At 68.3% G+C, this 16,226-nt stretch carries 15 protein-coding genes; 12 read left to right on the top strand and 3 right to left on the bottom strand.

Annotated elements, in window-relative coordinates; genetic code table 11:
• Positions 1–271 precede the first annotated feature (271 nt).
• The 8 genes from WJ16_RS14135 (at position 272) to WJ16_RS14095 (ending at position 8,545) form a co-directional block, all read left to right on the top strand.
• Positions 272–1,453 (top strand): acetyl-CoA C-acetyltransferase, encoded by a 1,182-nt coding sequence (locus WJ16_RS14135; protein ID WP_069258071.1) that lies wholly within the window; start codon positions 272–274, stop codon positions 1,451–1,453.
• 217 nt (positions 1,454–1,670) lie between these two features.
• Positions 1,671–2,414, top strand: a complete 744-nt coding sequence (gene phbB / locus WJ16_RS14130) for an acetoacetyl-CoA reductase (RefSeq protein ID WP_069257586.1) — start codon at positions 1,671–1,673, stop codon at positions 2,412–2,414.
• A gap of 109 nt (positions 2,415–2,523) precedes the next feature.
• Positions 2,524–2,730 carry a hypothetical protein gene (locus tag WJ16_RS14125; RefSeq protein ID WP_069257585.1) on the top strand — a complete coding sequence of 69 codons (207 nt, stop codon included), beginning with the start codon at positions 2,524–2,526 and terminating at the stop codon, positions 2,728–2,730.
• A 285-nt stretch (positions 2,731–3,015) separates the two neighbouring features.
• Positions 3,016–3,777: a metalloprotease LoiP gene (gene loiP, locus WJ16_RS14120; protein WP_069257584.1), complete on the top strand. Its 762-nt coding sequence runs from the start codon at positions 3,016–3,018 to the stop codon at positions 3,775–3,777.
• Between the two features lie 349 nt (positions 3,778–4,126).
• Positions 4,127–5,752, top strand: coding sequence for a phospholipase D family protein (locus WJ16_RS14110; protein WP_157126764.1), 1,626 nt, complete (start codon positions 4,127–4,129; stop codon positions 5,750–5,752).
• A 145-nt stretch (positions 5,753–5,897) separates the two neighbouring features.
• Positions 5,898–6,671 (top strand): class II aldolase/adducin family protein, encoded by a 774-nt coding sequence (locus WJ16_RS14105; RefSeq protein ID WP_069257581.1) that lies wholly within the window; start codon positions 5,898–5,900, stop codon positions 6,669–6,671.
• Positions 6,672–7,058: 387 nt separating this feature from the next.
• A complete protein-coding gene (locus WJ16_RS14100; protein ID WP_069257580.1) occupies positions 7,059–7,493 on the top strand; it encodes a CHRD domain-containing protein in 435 nt (144 codons plus the stop codon).
• A gap of 89 nt (positions 7,494–7,582) precedes the next feature.
• The gene (locus WJ16_RS14095; RefSeq protein ID WP_069257579.1) at positions 7,583–8,545 is read left to right on the top strand and encodes an alpha/beta hydrolase; all 963 of its coding nucleotides are present in this window, start codon (positions 7,583–7,585) and stop codon (positions 8,543–8,545) included.
• Here WJ16_RS14095 and WJ16_RS14090 read toward each other — a convergent pair.
• Complete coding sequence (locus WJ16_RS14090; RefSeq protein ID WP_069257578.1) at positions 8,515–9,357, bottom strand: EcsC family protein; 843 nt, start codon at positions 9,355–9,357, stop codon at positions 8,515–8,517. The genes WJ16_RS14095 and WJ16_RS14090 overlap by 31 nt on opposite strands.
• A gap of 106 nt (positions 9,358–9,463) precedes the next feature.
• Between WJ16_RS14090 and WJ16_RS14085 the strand changes: the two genes are divergently transcribed.
• Both WJ16_RS14085 and WJ16_RS14080 read left to right on the top strand, forming a co-directional pair.
• Positions 9,464–11,059 (top strand): MDR family MFS transporter, encoded by a 1,596-nt coding sequence (locus WJ16_RS14085; RefSeq protein ID WP_069257577.1) that lies wholly within the window; start codon positions 9,464–9,466, stop codon positions 11,057–11,059.
• A 26-nt stretch (positions 11,060–11,085) separates the two neighbouring features.
• Positions 11,086–11,532, top strand: a complete 447-nt coding sequence (locus WJ16_RS14080) for a MarR family winged helix-turn-helix transcriptional regulator (protein WP_069257576.1) — start codon at positions 11,086–11,088, stop codon at positions 11,530–11,532.
• Positions 11,533–11,607: 75 nt separating this feature from the next.
• On the opposite strand, the gene WJ16_RS14075 is transcribed toward WJ16_RS14080, so the two are convergent.
• Both WJ16_RS14075 and WJ16_RS14070 read right to left on the bottom strand, forming a co-directional pair.
• Positions 11,608–12,189: a DJ-1/PfpI family protein gene (locus WJ16_RS14075; protein WP_069257575.1), complete on the bottom strand. Its 582-nt coding sequence runs from the start codon at positions 12,187–12,189 to the stop codon at positions 11,608–11,610.
• Positions 12,190–12,346: 157 nt separating this feature from the next.
• Positions 12,347–13,627, bottom strand: coding sequence for an amino acid deaminase (locus tag WJ16_RS14070; RefSeq protein ID WP_069257574.1), 1,281 nt, complete (start codon positions 13,625–13,627; stop codon positions 12,347–12,349).
• Positions 13,628–13,749: 122 nt separating this feature from the next.
• Between WJ16_RS14070 and WJ16_RS14065 the strand changes: the two genes are divergently transcribed.
• Together WJ16_RS14065 and WJ16_RS14060 are read left to right on the top strand one after the other, a co-directional pair.
• Positions 13,750–14,688, top strand: a complete 939-nt coding sequence (locus tag WJ16_RS14065) for a MurR/RpiR family transcriptional regulator (RefSeq protein WP_069257573.1) — start codon at positions 13,750–13,752, stop codon at positions 14,686–14,688.
• 2 nt (positions 14,689–14,690) lie between these two features.
• Positions 14,691–16,172 (top strand): N-acyl-D-amino-acid deacylase family protein, encoded by a 1,482-nt coding sequence (locus tag WJ16_RS14060; protein WP_069257572.1) that lies wholly within the window; start codon positions 14,691–14,693, stop codon positions 16,170–16,172.
• The last annotated feature ends 54 nt before the right edge of the window (positions 16,173–16,226 follow it).

Below are 16,226 nucleotides of genomic sequence, written 5' to 3'. Positions count from 1 at the left end.
ACGTGTCGCACGAGAGCGCGGCACGATCGAGCGGCGCCGAAGGGCGCCTGACGCCGCGTGTGCCGCGCGGTGTCCGGCGAACGTCCGGATTGCCGCAAGGCGCCGGTGAACCGGCGAACCGTGCCGGCGTGCCGCCCGTGCGAACGGGTGCCGTGCGCCGGACGACGGCGTGCGACCGCCATCTCGCCGAACGGCTCGGGATGGGCTCGCCTGCCGGGGCCGGCTCGGGCGGCGTCAGAACGACGAACTGATTTCGATGCAGGAACTGGACATGACGGAAGTAGTGATCGTATCGGCCGCGCGGACCGCGGTCGGCAAATTCGGCGGTTCGCTTGCGAAGATTGCGGCGCCCGAGCTGGGCGCGACGGTGATTCGCGCGGTGCTGGAGCGTGCGGGCGTGAAGCCCGATCAGGTCAGCGAAGTGATCATGGGACAGGTGCTGACGGCCGGCTCCGGGCAGAACCCGGCGCGGCAGTCGCTGATCAAGGCCGGCCTGCCGAACGCGGTGCCGGGCATGACGATCAACAAGGTGTGCGGCTCGGGCCTGAAGGCCGTGATGCTGGCGGCGAACGCGATCGTCGCGGGCGACGCGGACATCGTGATCGCGGGCGGGCAGGAGAACATGAGCGCGTCGCCGCACGTGCTGCCGGGCTCGCGCGACGGGTTCCGGATGGGCGACGCGAAGCTGGTCGACACGATGATCGTCGACGGCCTGTGGGACGTGTACAACCAGTACCACATGGGCATCACGGCGGAGAACGTCGCGAAGGAATACGGGATCACGCGCGAAGAGCAGGACGCGTTCGCGGCGCTGTCGCAGAACAAGGCGGAAGCCGCGCAGAAGGCCGGGCGCTTCAACGACGAGATCGTGCCGGTGTCGATTCCGCAACGCAAGGGCGAGCCGCTGCAGTTCGCGACCGACGAGTTCGTGCGTCACGGCGTGACGGCGGAATCGCTGGCGGGGCTGAAGCCGGCGTTCTCGAAGGACGGCTCGGTGACGGCGGCGAACGCGTCGGGGCTGAACGACGGCGCGGCGGCGGTGCTGGTGATGTCGGCGCAGAAGGCGGCGGCGCTGGGCCTGACGCCGCTCGCGCGAATCAAGGCGTACGCGAACGCGGGCGTCGATCCGAGCGTGATGGGCATGGGCCCGGTGCCGGCCTCGCGCCGGTGCCTGGAGCGCGCGGGCTGGACGCCGGGCGACCTGGACCTGATGGAAATCAACGAAGCGTTTGCGGCGCAGGCGCTGGCGGTGCACAAGCAGATGGGCTGGGACACGTCGAAGGTGAACGTGAACGGCGGGGCGATCGCGATCGGTCACCCGATCGGCGCGTCGGGCTGCCGGATCCTGGTGACGCTGCTGCACGAGATGGTCAAGCGCGATGCGAAGCGCGGGCTGGCGTCGCTGTGCATCGGCGGCGGGATGGGTGTCGCGCTCGCGGTCGAGCGCGCGTGAGCAGGGTCTGACGTCCGCTGCACGTGCGGCGCCGGTGAGCGCCGCACGTGCGGCGAAACGGTTTTCGCGCACGACAAGCATTCAACAACAAGCGCGAGGTGCCGGTGCGTGCCGCGTCCGCGACGCGGGCGGTTGCGCATCGAAGCGGTGGGGCGGCAGCATGTGCGATGCCGTCGCCCCGCTTTCATCGATTACTTTTTTGTCGGTAATTAATAGGATGACTAAGCGAATTGCGGTTGTGACAGGTGGAATGGGCGGCCTCGGCGAAGCGGTCAGCATCAGGTTGAACGACGCGGGCCACCGGGTCGTCGTCACGTATTCGCCGAACAACACCGGCGCGGATCGCTGGCTGACCGAGATGCATGCGGCCGGCCGCGAGTTTCATGCGTATCCGGTGGACGTGGCCGATCACGATTCGTGCCAGCAATGCATCGAGAAGATCGCGCGAGATGTCGGCCCGGTCGACATTCTCGTGAACAATGCGGGCATCACGCGTGACATGACGCTGCGCAAGCTCGACAAGGTCAACTGGGATGCGGTGATCCGCACGAACCTCGATTCCGTGTTCAACATGACGAAGCCGGTCTGCGAAAGCATGATCGAGCGCGGCTGGGGCCGCATCGTCAACATCTCGTCGGTGAACGGCTCGAAGGGATCGGTCGGCCAGACCAACTACGCGGCCGCGAAAGCCGGCATGCACGGCTTCACGAAATCGCTCGCGCTCGAGGTCGCGCGCAAGGGCGTGACGGTGAACACGGTGTCGCCGGGCTACCTCGCGACGAAGATGGTCACGGCGATTCCGCAGGACATCCTCGACTCGAAGATCCTCCCGCAGATTCCGGTGGGCCGGCTCGGCAAGCCCGAGGAAGTCGCGGCGCTGGTCGCGTACCTGTGCTCCGAGGAGGCCGGCTTCGTGACTGGCTCCAACATCGCGATCAACGGCGGCCAGCACATGCACTGACGCGCGGCGGCCCGGCCGGCGTGCGCGCGCATGCCGGGCCGCGTTCCGCAATATCCCGTGCCGGGGCGGCGGCAGGCGCGCCGCTTCGGCTTCGCATTCCGGAGAAGGCATGGGCGACACCTGGATGGGACTCGTGATCGGCGGCACGGCACTGGCCGTCGCGCTGACGATGGCGGTCGCGCTCCACTGGCTCGAGCGGCGCCGCGCGCGGCTGCTGCGGAATTTCGATCATCGCGATTGCTGGCTCGTCGCGTACGGCAGGTGTTTCGCGCGCGGGCGCGGCGGGCCGGCACGCCGCATGCGCGGCGCGCGCTGACGGCGGCTTCGCGGCCGTGACGCGTCACGGTCGACGAGCGCTCTCGCATCGCGCGCATGGGTCGGGCAATGCGCGCGATGCGGCGCGACCGGCCCCCTGAGCGGGCCCGTTTCCCGATCCGATGCTCGCGGCCTGGGCGATTGCGCCGTTTTTCGTCGGCCATCTGGCCCCGGCACGTCGCTTCATCCCCGTAATGAAGGTGTCATCTGATGTAAACATCTGGTAATTTTCTGCCGGATTATGCAAAATCGCCGCTCCCAAATACAACTATCGAGGGATAACGGGATGCAACTCAAGAAAGCGGTGGCAGCGTGTGGCGTGGCGTTTCTGTTGAGCGCATGCGGCGGGGTGCAGAGCCTTGACGCGAACAGCCTGACGTCGGCGGGGGCCAGCCTGTACAAAGCAGCGACGCTGTCGGATGCCGACATCGCCGCACTGTCGAACGAATCGTGCAAGTCGAGCGATGCCGAATCGAAGGTCGCGCCGGCGAACAGCGCGTACGCGAAGCGTCTGACCAAGGTGATGAAGGGCTTCGGCGACATGACGCTGAACGGCCAGAAGATCAACTACAAGGTCTACATGACCAAGGACGTCAACGCGTGGGCGATGGGCAACGGCTGCGTGCGCGTCTACAGCGGCCTGATGGACATGATGAACGACGACGAGCTGCGCGGCGTGATCGGCCATGAAATGGGCCACGTTGCACTCGGTCACTCGAAGAAGGCGATGCAGACGGCCTACGCGGTCAGCGCGGCGCGCACCGCGGCCGGTGCGGCTTCGCCCGGCGTGGCGGCGCTGACGAGCTCGCAGCTCGGCGACATCACCGAGAAGTTCATCAACGCGCAGTTCTCGCAGACGCAGGAAAGCGCGGCCGACGACTACTCGTTCGACCTGATGAAACAGAAGGGCATGCCGCAGAAGGGCCTCGTCACCGCGTTCCAGAAGCTGGCGAAGCTCGACGGCGGCCAAAGCTCGATGATGAGCTCGCACCCGTCGTCGACGAGCCGCGCGCAGCACATCGAGGATCGCATCGCGAAGGGCAGCTGATCGCACGACCGGTCGCCTGCCGAAGCGGGCGACCGGCCGGCGAAATGAAGACCCCACGCTCTTCGGGCGTGGGGTCTTGTTTCTTGTGCGTCTCGCCGAACGTGACGAGCGCGTCGCGCAGCTTCATCCGCAGCAGCGCCCCCGAGATCAGCGCGGTCACGAGGATCGCGCTGCCCACCCCCGAGACCAGGTCGGCGAGTGCGGCGGCGCCGCCCGACGCGACGAGGCCGCCGGCCGCCCGCGCGATTGACCGGTTCATCGGGCGCCCTCTAGAATCGGCCGGAACCGTGCGCGAGCCGCGCGTCGCGGCGCATGCGGGCATTGTGTTCCGCCAGACGAGGAAGCTTCCGTGTTCATGTCTTTGATCCGGCGCGCGCCGGCCGCGCTGTCGTGGCGCGCTGCGTACCGCCCGGCCCGCGCGCTCGCCGTCTGCGCGCTGTTGTCGACCGTCGCCGCGTGCGCGACGCATCCGCCCGCCACCTCGCTCGATCGCCCGGTTTCCCACGCGTTGCCCGCCGACACCGCGACGCCGCTGCACGACGCGCTGGCCGCGCCCGAGGCCGCGCACCCCGGCCAGTCGGGCTTCCGGCTGCTGCCGGAAGGCGCCGAGGCGCTGCAGATGCGCATCGCGCTCGCACGGGCCGCGACGAAAACGCTCGACATGCAGTATTACATCGCGACCGAGGACACGACGGGCAAGCTGCTGCTTGGCGCGGCGCTGTACGCGGCCGATCGCGGCGTGCGCGTGCGGATGCTGGTCGACGACCTGAACTTCCGCGACATCGATCGCATCATGGCCGCGCTGAACACCCACCCGAACATCGAGATCCGCGTGTTCAATCCGTTCGGCGCGTCGCAGCAGCGGATGGTCGAGCGGACGGCCAACTTCTTCACGCGGATCGACAGCTTCACGCGCCGGATGCACAACAAGGCGATGATCGCGGACAACCAGCTCGCGATCGTCGGCGGCCGCAATCTTGGCGACGAATACTTCAGCGCGAGCCCGACGCTGCAGTTCCGCGATCTCGACGTGCTCGCCGCGGGCCCCGTGACGAACGACATCTCGGCGAGCTTCGACACCTACTGGTCGAGCGCGAGCAGCTATCCGCTGCGTGTGCTGAATCACCAGTCGTTCGACCCGAAGGACCTCGACGCGACACGCGACGAGCTGCGCAGCCACTGGCGCGAGAACGCGGAGCCGTACAACGCGAAGCCGCTGAACGCGACGCCGCTCGCGCAGCAGATCGCGCGCGACGAGCTCGCGCTCGTGTGGGCGCCCGCCGAGTTCAAGGTGGACGCGCCCGACAAGATCGCGCGCCCGACCGACGCGTACGTGAGCCCGCCGATGCAGCGCCTGGTCGAGCTGATGCGCGGCGCGCAGCGTGAATTCCTCGCGTTCTCGCCCTACTTCGTGCCGCACGACGCGGGCGTGAAGATCCTCGGCGACACGACCGCGCGCGGCGTGCGCGTCGCGATCCTGACCAATTCGCTCGCGGCGACCGACGCGATCGCCGTGCAGGCCGGCTATGGGCCGTACCGCGTGCCGCTGCTGCAGCACGGCGTCGAGCTGTACGAGTTCAAGGCGCAGCCGGGCCGGCCGCGCCCGCGCCTCTTCGGAACCCGCTCGCGCGCGAGCCTGCATGCGAAGGCGTATGTGATCGACCGGAAGATCCTCGTGATCGGTTCGATGAACCTCGATCCGCGCTCCGCGCACCTGAACACCGAGCTGGCGCTCGTGATCCACAGCCCGACGCTGGCCGAGCAGGTCGCGACGATCTTCGCGCGCGTGACGCAGCCGGACGAAAGCTATCGCGTGAGCCTCGTCACGCTGGCGGGCGGCGGGTCACCCGAACTCGAATGGACGGGCACGGACAACGGCCAGACGGCCGTCTATCACGTCGATCCGCACGCGGGCCTGATGCGCAACCTGATGACTGGCGTCTTCATGCTGCTGCCGGTGGACGACCAGCTTTAAGGGGCCGGAAGCGCTCCGGCTAAACCCGCGTTACCGGGGTGCGGGGAAGATGATATGGTTGTGCGCGCAACCATTGTGACAGGTGTGGCGCCGCACGGCGGCTCGTGCCGCGTGCGCCGCGCACATCCGCAACCGGAGTTCACCCATGCAACGTGTCCCGAACCAGCCGTTCACGCGTCCCGCCCGTTTCTCCGAACCCGAATGGCAGGCGCGCGTGCAGCTCGCGGCGGCCTACCGCATCTTCGACCATCTCGGCTGGACCGAGCTGATCTACAACCATATCTCGCTGCGCGTGCCGGGCGAGGACGGGCATTTCCTGATCAACCCGTTCGGGCTTCATTACCGCGAGGTGTGTGCGTCGAACCTCGTGAAGATCGACATCGACGGCAACGTGATCGGCCATTCCGACTGGCCGATCAATCCGGCCGGCTTCACGTTCCACAGCGCGATCCACGCGGCGCTGCCCGATGCGCACTGCGTGATGCACGTGCATACGACGCCGACGATGGCCGTTTGCTGTTCGCGCGACGGGCTGTCGTTCTCGAATTTCTATTCGGCGCAGCTGTACGGGAAGGTCGCGTATCACGACTTCGAGGGCATTACCGTGCATCTCGAAGAAGGGCGGCGCATTGTCGAGAGCGCCGGCGGGCGGCCCGTGCTGCTGTTGCGCAACCACGGGCCCGTGACGATCGGCGCGACGCTCGCGCAGACGTTCTCGCTGATGTGGCTGCTCAATCGTGCGTGCGAGGTGCAGGTCGCGACGCATGCGATCGGTGACGCGCTGCCGATCGCACCGCCCGTGCTCGAAGGGTGCGTGCGCGATTCGCTGAATTTCGATCCGAAGCATGGGGCGGGGCAGGATGCGTTCGACGCACTGCAGCGCATCGTCGATCGCATTGATCCCGGCTATCGCGCGTGACGGGAAGCGGGGCGGTTGCCGGCGGCGCGACCGTTTCGTCCTGCCCGATACGGCGCGGGCCGTAACTGGCGGCGCGCGCAAAAAAAACGCGGCCGGGCGGCCGCGTGAATACTCGCAGACTCCTTCGGACGAAGGAAACAAGCAACTGTGAGACGGAGTGTAGCGAAAGGTCGCGCGCGGATTCAGTCATCCGGCTGCAAAGGTCCCTTCCAGGTCGACGCAGACTGATGCGGCGCGCACCGTTCGCCGCGCGACCCGGCCGCCGTGCGCGCGATGCGGCGATTCGCTGCATGGCCGTTCGGCGGACTGCCGGCGCGGCGGCGATCGACTACCATCATGTGTGGCGCCCCCGTTCGGGCGGCGTACAACGTCGTACAAGGAGAGCCCATGCTCAAGCTGCGTATGCTCCAGGTCGCGTTACTCGCGGGCATGCTCGCCGCCGGCAGCGCCGCTGCCGAAACGGTGCGCCTGTCCGCCAATCTCCAGCCGTCGAGCGAAGTGCCGCCGACGGCCACCAAGGGTTCGGGCGACGTCGAGGCCACCTACGACACGGCCACGCACCTGCTGCGGTGGAAAATCACTTACGAACACCTCACGGGGCCGGCCACCGCCGCGCACTTCCACGGGCCGGCGCCGGTCGGCCAGAACGCGGGCGTGCAGGTGCCGATTCCGAAGGACGAGCTGGCGAGCCCGATCGAGGGCTCGAAGGAACTCACCGACGCGCAGGTCACCGACCTGATGGGCGGCAAGTGGTACTTCAACGTCCATACGAAGGAGCACCCGGCCGGCGAGATCCGCGGCCAGGTGATGCCGGCGAACTGAGTGCCGGCGTTTGATATAGAGGCACCTGTCGAGCGGTGCGGGAACGATCGCACGTACCATCGTCACACTGCGACTACGGAGTGCGTCCGATGAGTTGGCAAAGCAAGTTCGCCTGCTGGCTGCTGCGCTGGCAGTTCCGTCCCGAGACCACGCGCGAGGTGCTCGATCCGGTCCGCGCGCGGCGCTTTACCGACCTGCGGATGATCGTGCCGCGCCGTGCGCCAGCGGGCTACCGGCTGCGCGAGTGCTACGGCCCGGGCGACGCGCCGCTGCGCGGCGAATGGCTCGAACGCACCGATGCGGGCGCGGGTCGCGGGCCCGGCCGCACGCTGCTGTACTTCCACGGCGGCGGCTATTACTTCTGTTCGACGAAGACCCACCGTCCGCTCGTGTTCGGCCTGACGAAGCGCGCGGGCGTGCGCGCGTTCTCGCTCGACTATCGGCTGGCGCCCGAAAACCGCTTTCCGGCCGCGCTCGACGACGCGCTGGCCGCGTACCGGCAACTGCTGGCGCTCGGCACGCCGCCCGAGTCGATCGTGCTCGGCGGCGATTCGGCGGGCGGCGGCCTCGCGCTCGCGACGCTCGTCGCTCTGCGCGACCGCGGCGAGCCGCTGCCGGCCGGCGCGATCCTGTTCTCGCCGTGGACCGACCTGGCCGCCACCGGCGCCACGCTGCGCACGAACGACGGCGCCGATCCGATGTTCGCGGGCGCGGCATTGCCGAAGGCCGCGAAGCTGTACCTGGGCGACGAACCGGGGACGAATCCGTACGCATCGCCGCTTTACGCGGATTTCGCGGGCCTGCCGCCGCTGTATATCCAGGTCGGCAGCACCGAGGTGCTGCTCGACGATTCGCGCCGCGTCGCGGAGAAGGCGAAGGCGGCCGGCGTGGCGGTGGAGATCGAGGTGTGGCCGGACATGCCGCACGTGTGGCAGCTGTACGCGCCGATGGTGCCGGAAGCACGCGACGCGCTCGACCGCGCGGCCGCGTTCCTGCGCCGGGTTGCGGTCGAGCGCGCGGTTCAGCGCGCCGGCGAGGCGTCGATCGCCTGATAGGCGGCCTTGACGGCCACCGAGCCGTACTTGCGCTCCAGCCGGCGCACGGTGAAGTGGCCGTGCGCCATCTGCTGGAAGTGATCGATGAACAGCGTATTGACCGTCGCGCCGAGCACCGCGCCGATCGCCGGAATCGACTTCGCGGCCATCTGTTCGGTCACTTGCACCGAGAAGCGCGATGCGACCGTCTGCACGAGCTTGAACACGGCCGCCGAGCTGTGCGCGGCGATCCCCTTCGTCGTGATGTCGGACGATGCCTTCGAAATCGCCTGCGCGAGCGCGCCGCGCAGCACGAAATAGCCGAGGTCGGCGTCCTCTTCCTGCTTGTCCGGGTTGCCGCCCATGCCGAGCACGGCCAGGCATTGCAGCTGCGTATCGACCGAGCCCAGGTCTTCGCCCTCGCTGCGCGCGATGTCGCACACCGAGCGGAAGATCAGCGTCGTCGTCACCGGCAGCTCGACCGGCAGCGCGAGAAAGCCGAATGCGCCGCCCGCCGCGCCGGTCGTCGCGACCGCGAGCTTGTGCAGCAGGTTGCTCGGCTTCTCGGGCTCGGCATCCGGCGTCTGCGGCTTGCCGAGCGTGCGCAGCGCGATGTTCAGGCACTTGCGCAGCGCGAGCTGCGTCGCATCGTTGATCTTGCCGGTCGCGAAGTCGGGCAGCCGCGCGATCATTTTCTCGACCGGCGCGCCGAGCACGCCCGTCAGCTTCATCGTCAGCGACGGGCTTTCCAGCACCTGCTTCGCGCGCCGCAGCGCGTCCCGGTCCTCCTGCGAAAGCGTCGTCGCAGGGGTGATTGAAATCGGTTCCATCATTCTCCTTGGCTCGAACAGGCTTTAGACCGTCGCCAGCCTAGATTACTCCGGCATGCTAGAATTTTAAGATTGTTTGACTCGTCAAAAGTTGCGCCAACAAAAAATGGCTGTCCATACTGCCGCCCACCATTCGAGCGGGCAAGTCCTGCCGTTCCGCGAATCGCTGATGGCGATGATCGGGATTTCGTTCGTCACCATGCTCGTCGCGCTCGACCAGACCGTCGTCGGCACCGCGCTGCCGACCATCGTCGCCGAGCTTCGCGGGTTCGACCTGTACGCGTGGGTCGCGACCTCGTACCTGCTCAGTTCCGTGATCACGGTGCCGATCTTCGGCCGGCTCGGCGACTATTACGGCCGCAAGCCGTTCGTCATCGCGTCGATCGTCGTGTTCACCGGCGCGTCCGTTCTGTGCGGGATGGCCAACGACATGCTGATGCTCGTGCTCGCGCGCGGGCTGCAGGGGATTGGCGGCGGGATGCTGGTCGGCACCGCGTTCGCATGCATTCCCGACCTGTTCCCCGATTCCGTCGTGCGGCTGCGCTGGCAGGTGCTGATGAGTTCCGCGTTCGGCATCGCGAACGCGGTCGGCCCGTCGCTGGGCGGCGTGCTGACCCAGTCGTTCGGCTGGCGCTCGGTGTTCTACGTGAACCTGCCGGTCGGGCTGCTGTCGCTGCTGTTCGTGTGGCGCTACCTGCCGCACCTGCGCCACGTCGAGCACGATCGCAAGATGCGGCTCGACTGGCCGGGCGCGCTGCTGATCGCGCTGTCGCTCGGCGCGCTGCAGCTGTTCGTCGAATGGCTGCCGAAGTACGGTGTCGCGAGCTGGGCGTCGTTGCTGCTCGTCGTCGCGGTCGCGGCCGGTTTCGGCCTGTGGCATTGGGAGAAGCGTTGCGCGCAGCCGATTCTGCCGTTCGACATGTTCGGCAACCGTGCGCTGTCCGCGCTCTTCGTGCTCGCGATCCTCGCCGGCTTCTCGATGTTCTCGCTGCTGTTCTACGCGCCGCTGCTGTTCCAGGGCGGGTTCGGGATGTCGCCGAAGGAGGCGGGGCTCGTGATCACGCCGCTCGTCGTGTTCATCACGATCGGCAGCATCATGAACGGCCGCGTCGTCACGCGCATCCGCAATCCGAACGCGATGCTGCACGTCGGCTTCGTGCTGTTCGCGATCGCATGCGCGGGCATCGTCGTGTCGACCCACACGACGCCGACCTGGGTGCTGATGGCGCTGATGGTCGCGGGCGGCATCGGGCTCGGCTTCGTGCTGCCGAACCTCACCGTATTCGCGCAGCAGACGGCCGGCCGCGAGCACCTCGGCATCGCAACGGCGCTGTTGCAGTCGCTGCGGATGGTCGGCGGGATGATCGGTACCGCGCTCACGGGCACGCTGGTCAACCAGATGTATTCGGGCGGCGTGCGCAACGCGCTGTCGGCCGACCATGCGATGCAGTTGCATGCGCAGCTCGCCGATCCGCAGATCCTGATCGATCGTGCCGCGCAGGGCGGCCTTGTCGCGGCGCTCACGCGCGCCGGGCATAATGGCGCGCTGCTGATGGAAGCGGCCCGCGAGTCGCTCGTCAGCGCGATTCACCTGGGCGTCGCGATGGCGGCCGTGGTCGCCGTGGTGTCGGTGTGGCAATGCCGCCGCGTGCCGCCGATCGCGCTGCGGCACAAGATCGAACCGCATGTCGCGGCCGACTGAACGATTGAACGGGTAGAACTGAGCGCATGGAAGAACAGGACCGCGTCGCGATCTTGCAGCAATTCGGACGCACGTATCGTGCGTTCATGATCGCGTTCGAGGCGCACGTCGGGCAACCGATGCCGCGCTGGCGCATCATGGTCGCATTGCACACGATGGGCGGGCATTCGTCGCAGAAGAGGCTCGTCGAAGTGCTGCGCGTCGATCCGGGCGCGCTCACGCGCCAGTTGAAGTCGCTCGACGCGCTCGGCTGGATCGAGCGTGAATCCGACGCCCGCGACAATCGCGTGACCAACGTGACGCTGACGGACGAAGGCCGCGCCGCGTTCGACGCATGCCTGCCGCGCCGCAAGGCGTTTCTGGATCGGACGATGGCGCAATTGCCGGACGACGTGCTGAATGCGCTGTCGGGCGCGCTGGCGATGCTGGAGTCGCGGATCGCCGACGTCGGTTCGACGCCGGCCGCGCACTGACGCGCGGAGCAGGGCGCGGCGTCGCGATGCGCCGCGCCGGCCCTTCATTTCGTTTCGACGCGATTCAACCCGGCTTCAAAGCTCGATGCGCGTGCCCAGCAGCGCGAGGAACTGCGCGAGCCAGGCCGGATGCGCGGGCCACGCGGGGGCGGTGACGAACGGCGCGTCGGTCACGGCCGCATCGACCGGAATATCCGCATATTCGCCACCCGCGAGCTTCACTTCGGGCGCGCAGGCCGGATAGGCCGAGATGCGCTTGCCGCGGATCACGTCGGCGGCCGCGAGCAGTTGCGCCGCGTGGCAGATCGCGGCGATCGGCTTGCCGGTCGCGGCGAACTCGCGCACGAGCGAGATCACCTTCGGGTCGAGTCGCAGGTATTCCGGGGCACGGCCGCCGGCGATCGCGAGCGCGTCGTAGCGCGATGCGTCGACGTCGTCGAAGGCCGCATTCAGCGTGAACTGGTGACCGGGCTTCTCGGTATAGGTCTGGTCGCCCTCGAAATCGTGGATCGCGGTCTTGATCTTGTCGCCCGCGCGCTTGCCCGGGCAGACTGCATCGACGTGGTGGCCGACGGCCTGCAGCGCCTGGAACGGCACCATCGTTTCGTAGTCTTCGGCGAAATCGCCGGTCAGGAACAGGATCTTCTTCGCGGCCATGGCTTTCTCCAGTGGAGCTGCGTTGAGGGCCCGCTGCGGCAGGCGAGTGCAACGCCCGCCTGGGGCCCCGAGGACGAAAGCGCAGTGTACTCCGGCCGCTTGAAGCGCGCGTGACGGCCGCCCCGCGCGAGCGGCGGGGCGGGGCGCGCGAGTTGCGTCAGAAGAAGGTTTCGACGACTTCCGTCACGCGGAACTGCGGATCGAGCACGAGCACCTGGCGCCACTTGTCGAACGTCAGGCACGGATGCGAGATGTCGAACGCGACCATGTCGCCGACCTTCACGTCCGCGCCCGGCGGGATCTGCAGGTACGCGTGCTGGTCCATCATCCCGGTGACGGCCCAGCCTTCGGCGGCGGCGACGTCGCGCGGCGCGGTGTCGCGGCCCGGGCGGAAATGGCGCGCCGGCTCCGGCAGCCCCGCGTCGAACGCCGCGTCGCGCTTGCCGAGCGCGACGATCGCGCGGTCGGCTTCCGGCACCGACTGCACGTACGCCCACAGCTGCAGCGCGGGCAGCAGCCCTTCGCCCATCGTGCGCGCGATCGGGTTGCGCGCGAACACGTCGGTCTGCGCCTTCTTGTAGATGCCGACGTCGTGCGTCAGGTAGCAGCCCGGACGCAGCACGACTTCCGCGAAGCCCGCGTCGGACGCCTTCGCGAATTCTTCCGCGACCACGTCGTACCACGCCGAACCGGCGCCGGACAGGATCGCCGGCGTGCGCGCGAAGCGGCCGGCTTCGGCCAGTTCGCGCGTGAGCGCGACCGCTTCCTGCAGGAACGTGCGGATCTCGCCTTCCTCCTTCAGCACGCCTTCGTAGAGTTCGATGCCGGCCAGCTTCAGCGTGTCCGGATAGCGCGCGATCGCGGCCAGCACGGCCTCGCGCTGCGCGGCATCGCGCACGCCCGCGCGGCCGCCCGGCACGCCGAGCTCGATCAGCACGTTCAGCGACTTCTTCGCGTCGCCGAAGAAGCGGCCGAGCTGGTCGACGCTCTCCGCGGAATCGACGAGACAGAAGAATTCGAAATCGGGATCGGACAGCAGCCCGGCGATGATCGTCATGTTCTGGCGACCCACCAGCTGGTTCGCGAGCAGCACGCGCCGCACGCCGCCGTGATACGCGGCCTGCGTCTGGTGCGCGGTCGCGAGGGTGATGCCCCACGCGCCGGCGTCGAGCTGACGGCGGAACAGTTGCGGCGCCATCGTCGTCTTGCCGTGCGGCGCGAACTTGACGCCGTATTTCCGGACGAATGCCTGCATCCAGTTCAGGTTGTGTTCGACGCGGTCCTCGTACAGCACGGCGGCCGGCAAGCTGACGTCTTCCGAGAGCAGGTTCCATTCGAGCCGGCCGGCGTCGCCGAGCGGCACGCTCGCGCTCGGCAGATTGCCCAGACCCTTGCCGAACGGATCGATCGTCGCTTCCTGATAGTTTGTAACTTTCATGTCATCCCGCTCCATCATCACTATGCATTGCACTGAAGTTGACACGCAGATGGTACCGAAAGTAGCATCGGCGCGGTGATGTTATTTAATAACATCAATCCAGCTTCATCCCTTATCCGCAGATGAATACGCCCGCTTCCCCGTCCGCTCCGCTCGCGGCCGAACCCCATCCGGTTCCGGCTGCCCCGCCGGTCCTCGACATCGTCGCGCGGATCGCCGAATGCGCGCCCGAGCTGCGCGAAGCCGAGCGCAAGGTCGCCGCGTTCATTCTCGCCGACCTGGCGCGCGCCGCCCACGCGAGCATCGGCGCGCTTGCGCGCGACGCGGAAGTCAGCGTCGCGACGGTCACGCGCTTCGCGAAGGCCGTCGGCTGCCGCGACGTGCGCGAGCTGAAGGTGCTCGTCGCGCAGGCGGTGGCCGTCGGCCAGCGCTTTCTGGTGCCGTCCGACGACGCGCTGGACGACGACGCGGGCCCCGCGTCGGTGGTCTACGACGAGATCCGCGTGGCGCTCGCGCATAACCATCAGCTGCTGCGCAATACGTCGTTCGACGAAGCGGCCGACCTGCTCGCCGGCGCGAAGATGACCTACGTGTACGGGCAGGGCGGCGGCTCGACCGCGCTCGCCGACGAGCTGCGCTTCCGGCTCGTGCGCTTCGGCCGGCCGGTCGCGAGCTACCAGGACAGCTTGCTGCAGCGGATGGTGGCGGCCACGCTGTCGCGCGACACCGTCGTCGTCGCGCTGTCGGTGAGCGGACGCGTGCCCGAGCTGCTCGAAAGCTGCCGGCTCGCGAAGCGCTACGGCGCGAAGCTGATCGCGATCACCGCGCCGGCGTCGCCGCTCGCGAAGCTCGCCGACCACCTGATCCCGGTCGTCGCGTTCGAAACCGATTTCATCTACAAACCCTCGACATCGCGCTACGCGATGATGATGGCGATCGACGTGCTCGTCACCGGAGTCGCGTTGCGGCTCGGCGATGCGGGCCGGGAATCGCTGCGCCGTATCAAGCACGCGCTCGATGCGCACCGCGGCGGCGGAGACCGTCAACCGGTAGGAGACTGACCATGCATTCGCATCCCGAAGCCGCCGATACGCTGATCGTCGGCGCGCAGCTGTATGACGGCACCGGTGCGCCGCCCGTCACGCGCGACGTCGCGATTCGCAACGGCCTGATCGCGGCGATCGGCAACCTGTCGAACTGGCTGGCCGAGAACGTCGTCGACGCGAACGGGCGCGCGCTCGCGCCGGGTTTCGTCGACGTGCACACGCACGACGACACGCACGTGATCCGCGCGCCTGAGATGATTCCGAAGATCTCGCAGGGCGTGACGACCGTGATCGTCGGCAACTGCGGGATCAGCGCGTCGCCGGTGACGCTCGCGGGCGATCCGCCCGACCCGATGAACCTGCTCGGCGAGCGGAGCGCATTCCGATACCCGAGCTTCGCCGACTACGTTGCGGCCGTGAACGACGCGCGCCCGGCCGTGAACGTCGCGGCGCTCGTCGGCCATACGGCGCTACGCAACAACCAGATGGATCGCCTCGACCGCGCGGCGACCGGCGGCGAAATCGCCGGCATGCGCGCGCAGCTCGAGGAGGCGCTCGCGAACGGCGCGCTCGGTCTGTCGTCGGGCCTCGCGTACGGTTCCGCGTTCGCCGCGCCGACCGAGGAAGTGATGGCGCTCGCCGAGCCGCTCGCGAATGCGGGCGCGCTGTACACGACACACATGCGCACCGAGTTCGACGCGATCCTCGATGCGATGGAGGAGGCGTACCAGGTCGGCCGGCATGCGCGCGTGCCGGTCGTGATCTCGCATCTGAAGTGCGCGGGCCCGTCTAACTGGGGGCGCAGCACCGAAGTGCTCGCATCGCTCGACGGCGCGCGCCGCTACCAGCCGGTCGGCTGCGACTGCTATCCGTACAGCCGCAGCTCGTCGACGCTCGACCTGAAGCAGGTGACGGGCGACATCGACATCACGATCACGTGGTCGGAGCCGCACCCGGAAGTGGCGGGCAAGCTGCTGAAGGCGATCGCGGCCGACTGGGGCGTGACCGAGCAGGAAGCCGCGCAGCGTATCCGCCCGGCGGGCGCCGTGTACCACAACATGTCCGAGGACGACGTGCGCCGGATCCTGTCGCACCCGGCGACGATGGTCGGCTCCGACGGCCTGCCGAACGATCCGCTGCCGCATCCGCGGCTGTGGGGCGCGTTCCCGCGCGTGCTCGGCCACTACGTGCGCGACACGAACCTGCTGCCGCTCGAGGAGGCGATCCGCAAGATGACGTCGCTGTCCGCGCGCCGCTACGGGATCGCGCGGCGCGGCGAGGTGCATGTCGGCTACCACGCGGATCTCGTGCTGTTCGATCCGGCGCGCGTGATCGACGCCGCGACGTTCGAGAAGCCGCAGCAGCCCGCGCACGGGATCGATGCCGTGTGGGTGAACGGCGTGCTGACTTACGAGAACGGCCAGCCGACCGGCGAGCGCGCCGGCGGTTTCGTCGCGCGCGGCGAGCGCGTGGCAGTGAGTGCCGAGGCTGCGTTCTGAGTCCGGACGCGGCTGTTGTTCCGATCTTCCCGTGCGCGCCGCTGCAGGCGCGCG

Source organism: Burkholderia metallica, assembly GCF_001718555.1.
In the GTDB taxonomy this organism is placed as follows: domain Bacteria; phylum Pseudomonadota; class Gammaproteobacteria; order Burkholderiales; family Burkholderiaceae; genus Burkholderia; species Burkholderia metallica.
Note: the sequence above shows the minus strand (reverse complement) of the source record. Positions and strands in the feature narration are given on the sequence as shown.

Excerpts from the sequence above, each read along its gene's own strand:
- WJ16_RS14135 (WP_069258071.1), top strand. The coding sequence starts at position 272 with ATGACGGAAGTAGTGATCGTATCGGCCGCGCGGACCGCGGTCGGCAAA.
- loiP (WP_069257584.1), top strand. The coding sequence starts at position 3,016 with ATGCAACTCAAGAAAGCGGTGGCAGCGTGTGGCGTGGCGTTTCTGTTG.
- WJ16_RS14065 (WP_069257573.1), top strand. The coding sequence starts at position 13,750 with ATGAATACGCCCGCTTCCCCGTCCGCTCCGCTCGCGGCCGAACCCCAT.
- WJ16_RS14090 (WP_069257578.1), bottom strand. The coding sequence starts at position 9,357 with ATGGAACCGATTTCAATCACCCCTGCGACGACGCTTTCGCAGGAGGAC.
- WJ16_RS14080 (WP_069257576.1), top strand. The coding sequence starts at position 11,086 with ATGGAAGAACAGGACCGCGTCGCGATCTTGCAGCAATTCGGACGCACG.
- WJ16_RS14105 (WP_069257581.1), top strand. The coding sequence starts at position 5,898 with ATGCAACGTGTCCCGAACCAGCCGTTCACGCGTCCCGCCCGTTTCTCC.
- WJ16_RS14125 (WP_069257585.1), top strand. The coding sequence starts at position 2,524 with ATGGGCGACACCTGGATGGGACTCGTGATCGGCGGCACGGCACTGGCC.
- phbB (WP_069257586.1), top strand. The coding sequence starts at position 1,671 with ATGACTAAGCGAATTGCGGTTGTGACAGGTGGAATGGGCGGCCTCGGC.
- WJ16_RS14075 (WP_069257575.1), bottom strand. The coding sequence starts at position 12,189 with ATGGCCGCGAAGAAGATCCTGTTCCTGACCGGCGATTTCGCCGAAGAC.
- WJ16_RS14085 (WP_069257577.1), top strand. The coding sequence starts at position 9,464 with ATGGCTGTCCATACTGCCGCCCACCATTCGAGCGGGCAAGTCCTGCCG.
- WJ16_RS14060 (WP_069257572.1), top strand. The coding sequence starts at position 14,691 with ATGCATTCGCATCCCGAAGCCGCCGATACGCTGATCGTCGGCGCGCAG.
- WJ16_RS14070 (WP_069257574.1), bottom strand. The coding sequence starts at position 13,627 with ATGAAAGTTACAAACTATCAGGAAGCGACGATCGATCCGTTCGGCAAG.
- WJ16_RS14100 (WP_069257580.1), top strand. The coding sequence starts at position 7,059 with ATGCTCAAGCTGCGTATGCTCCAGGTCGCGTTACTCGCGGGCATGCTC.
- WJ16_RS14095 (WP_069257579.1), top strand. The coding sequence starts at position 7,583 with ATGAGTTGGCAAAGCAAGTTCGCCTGCTGGCTGCTGCGCTGGCAGTTC.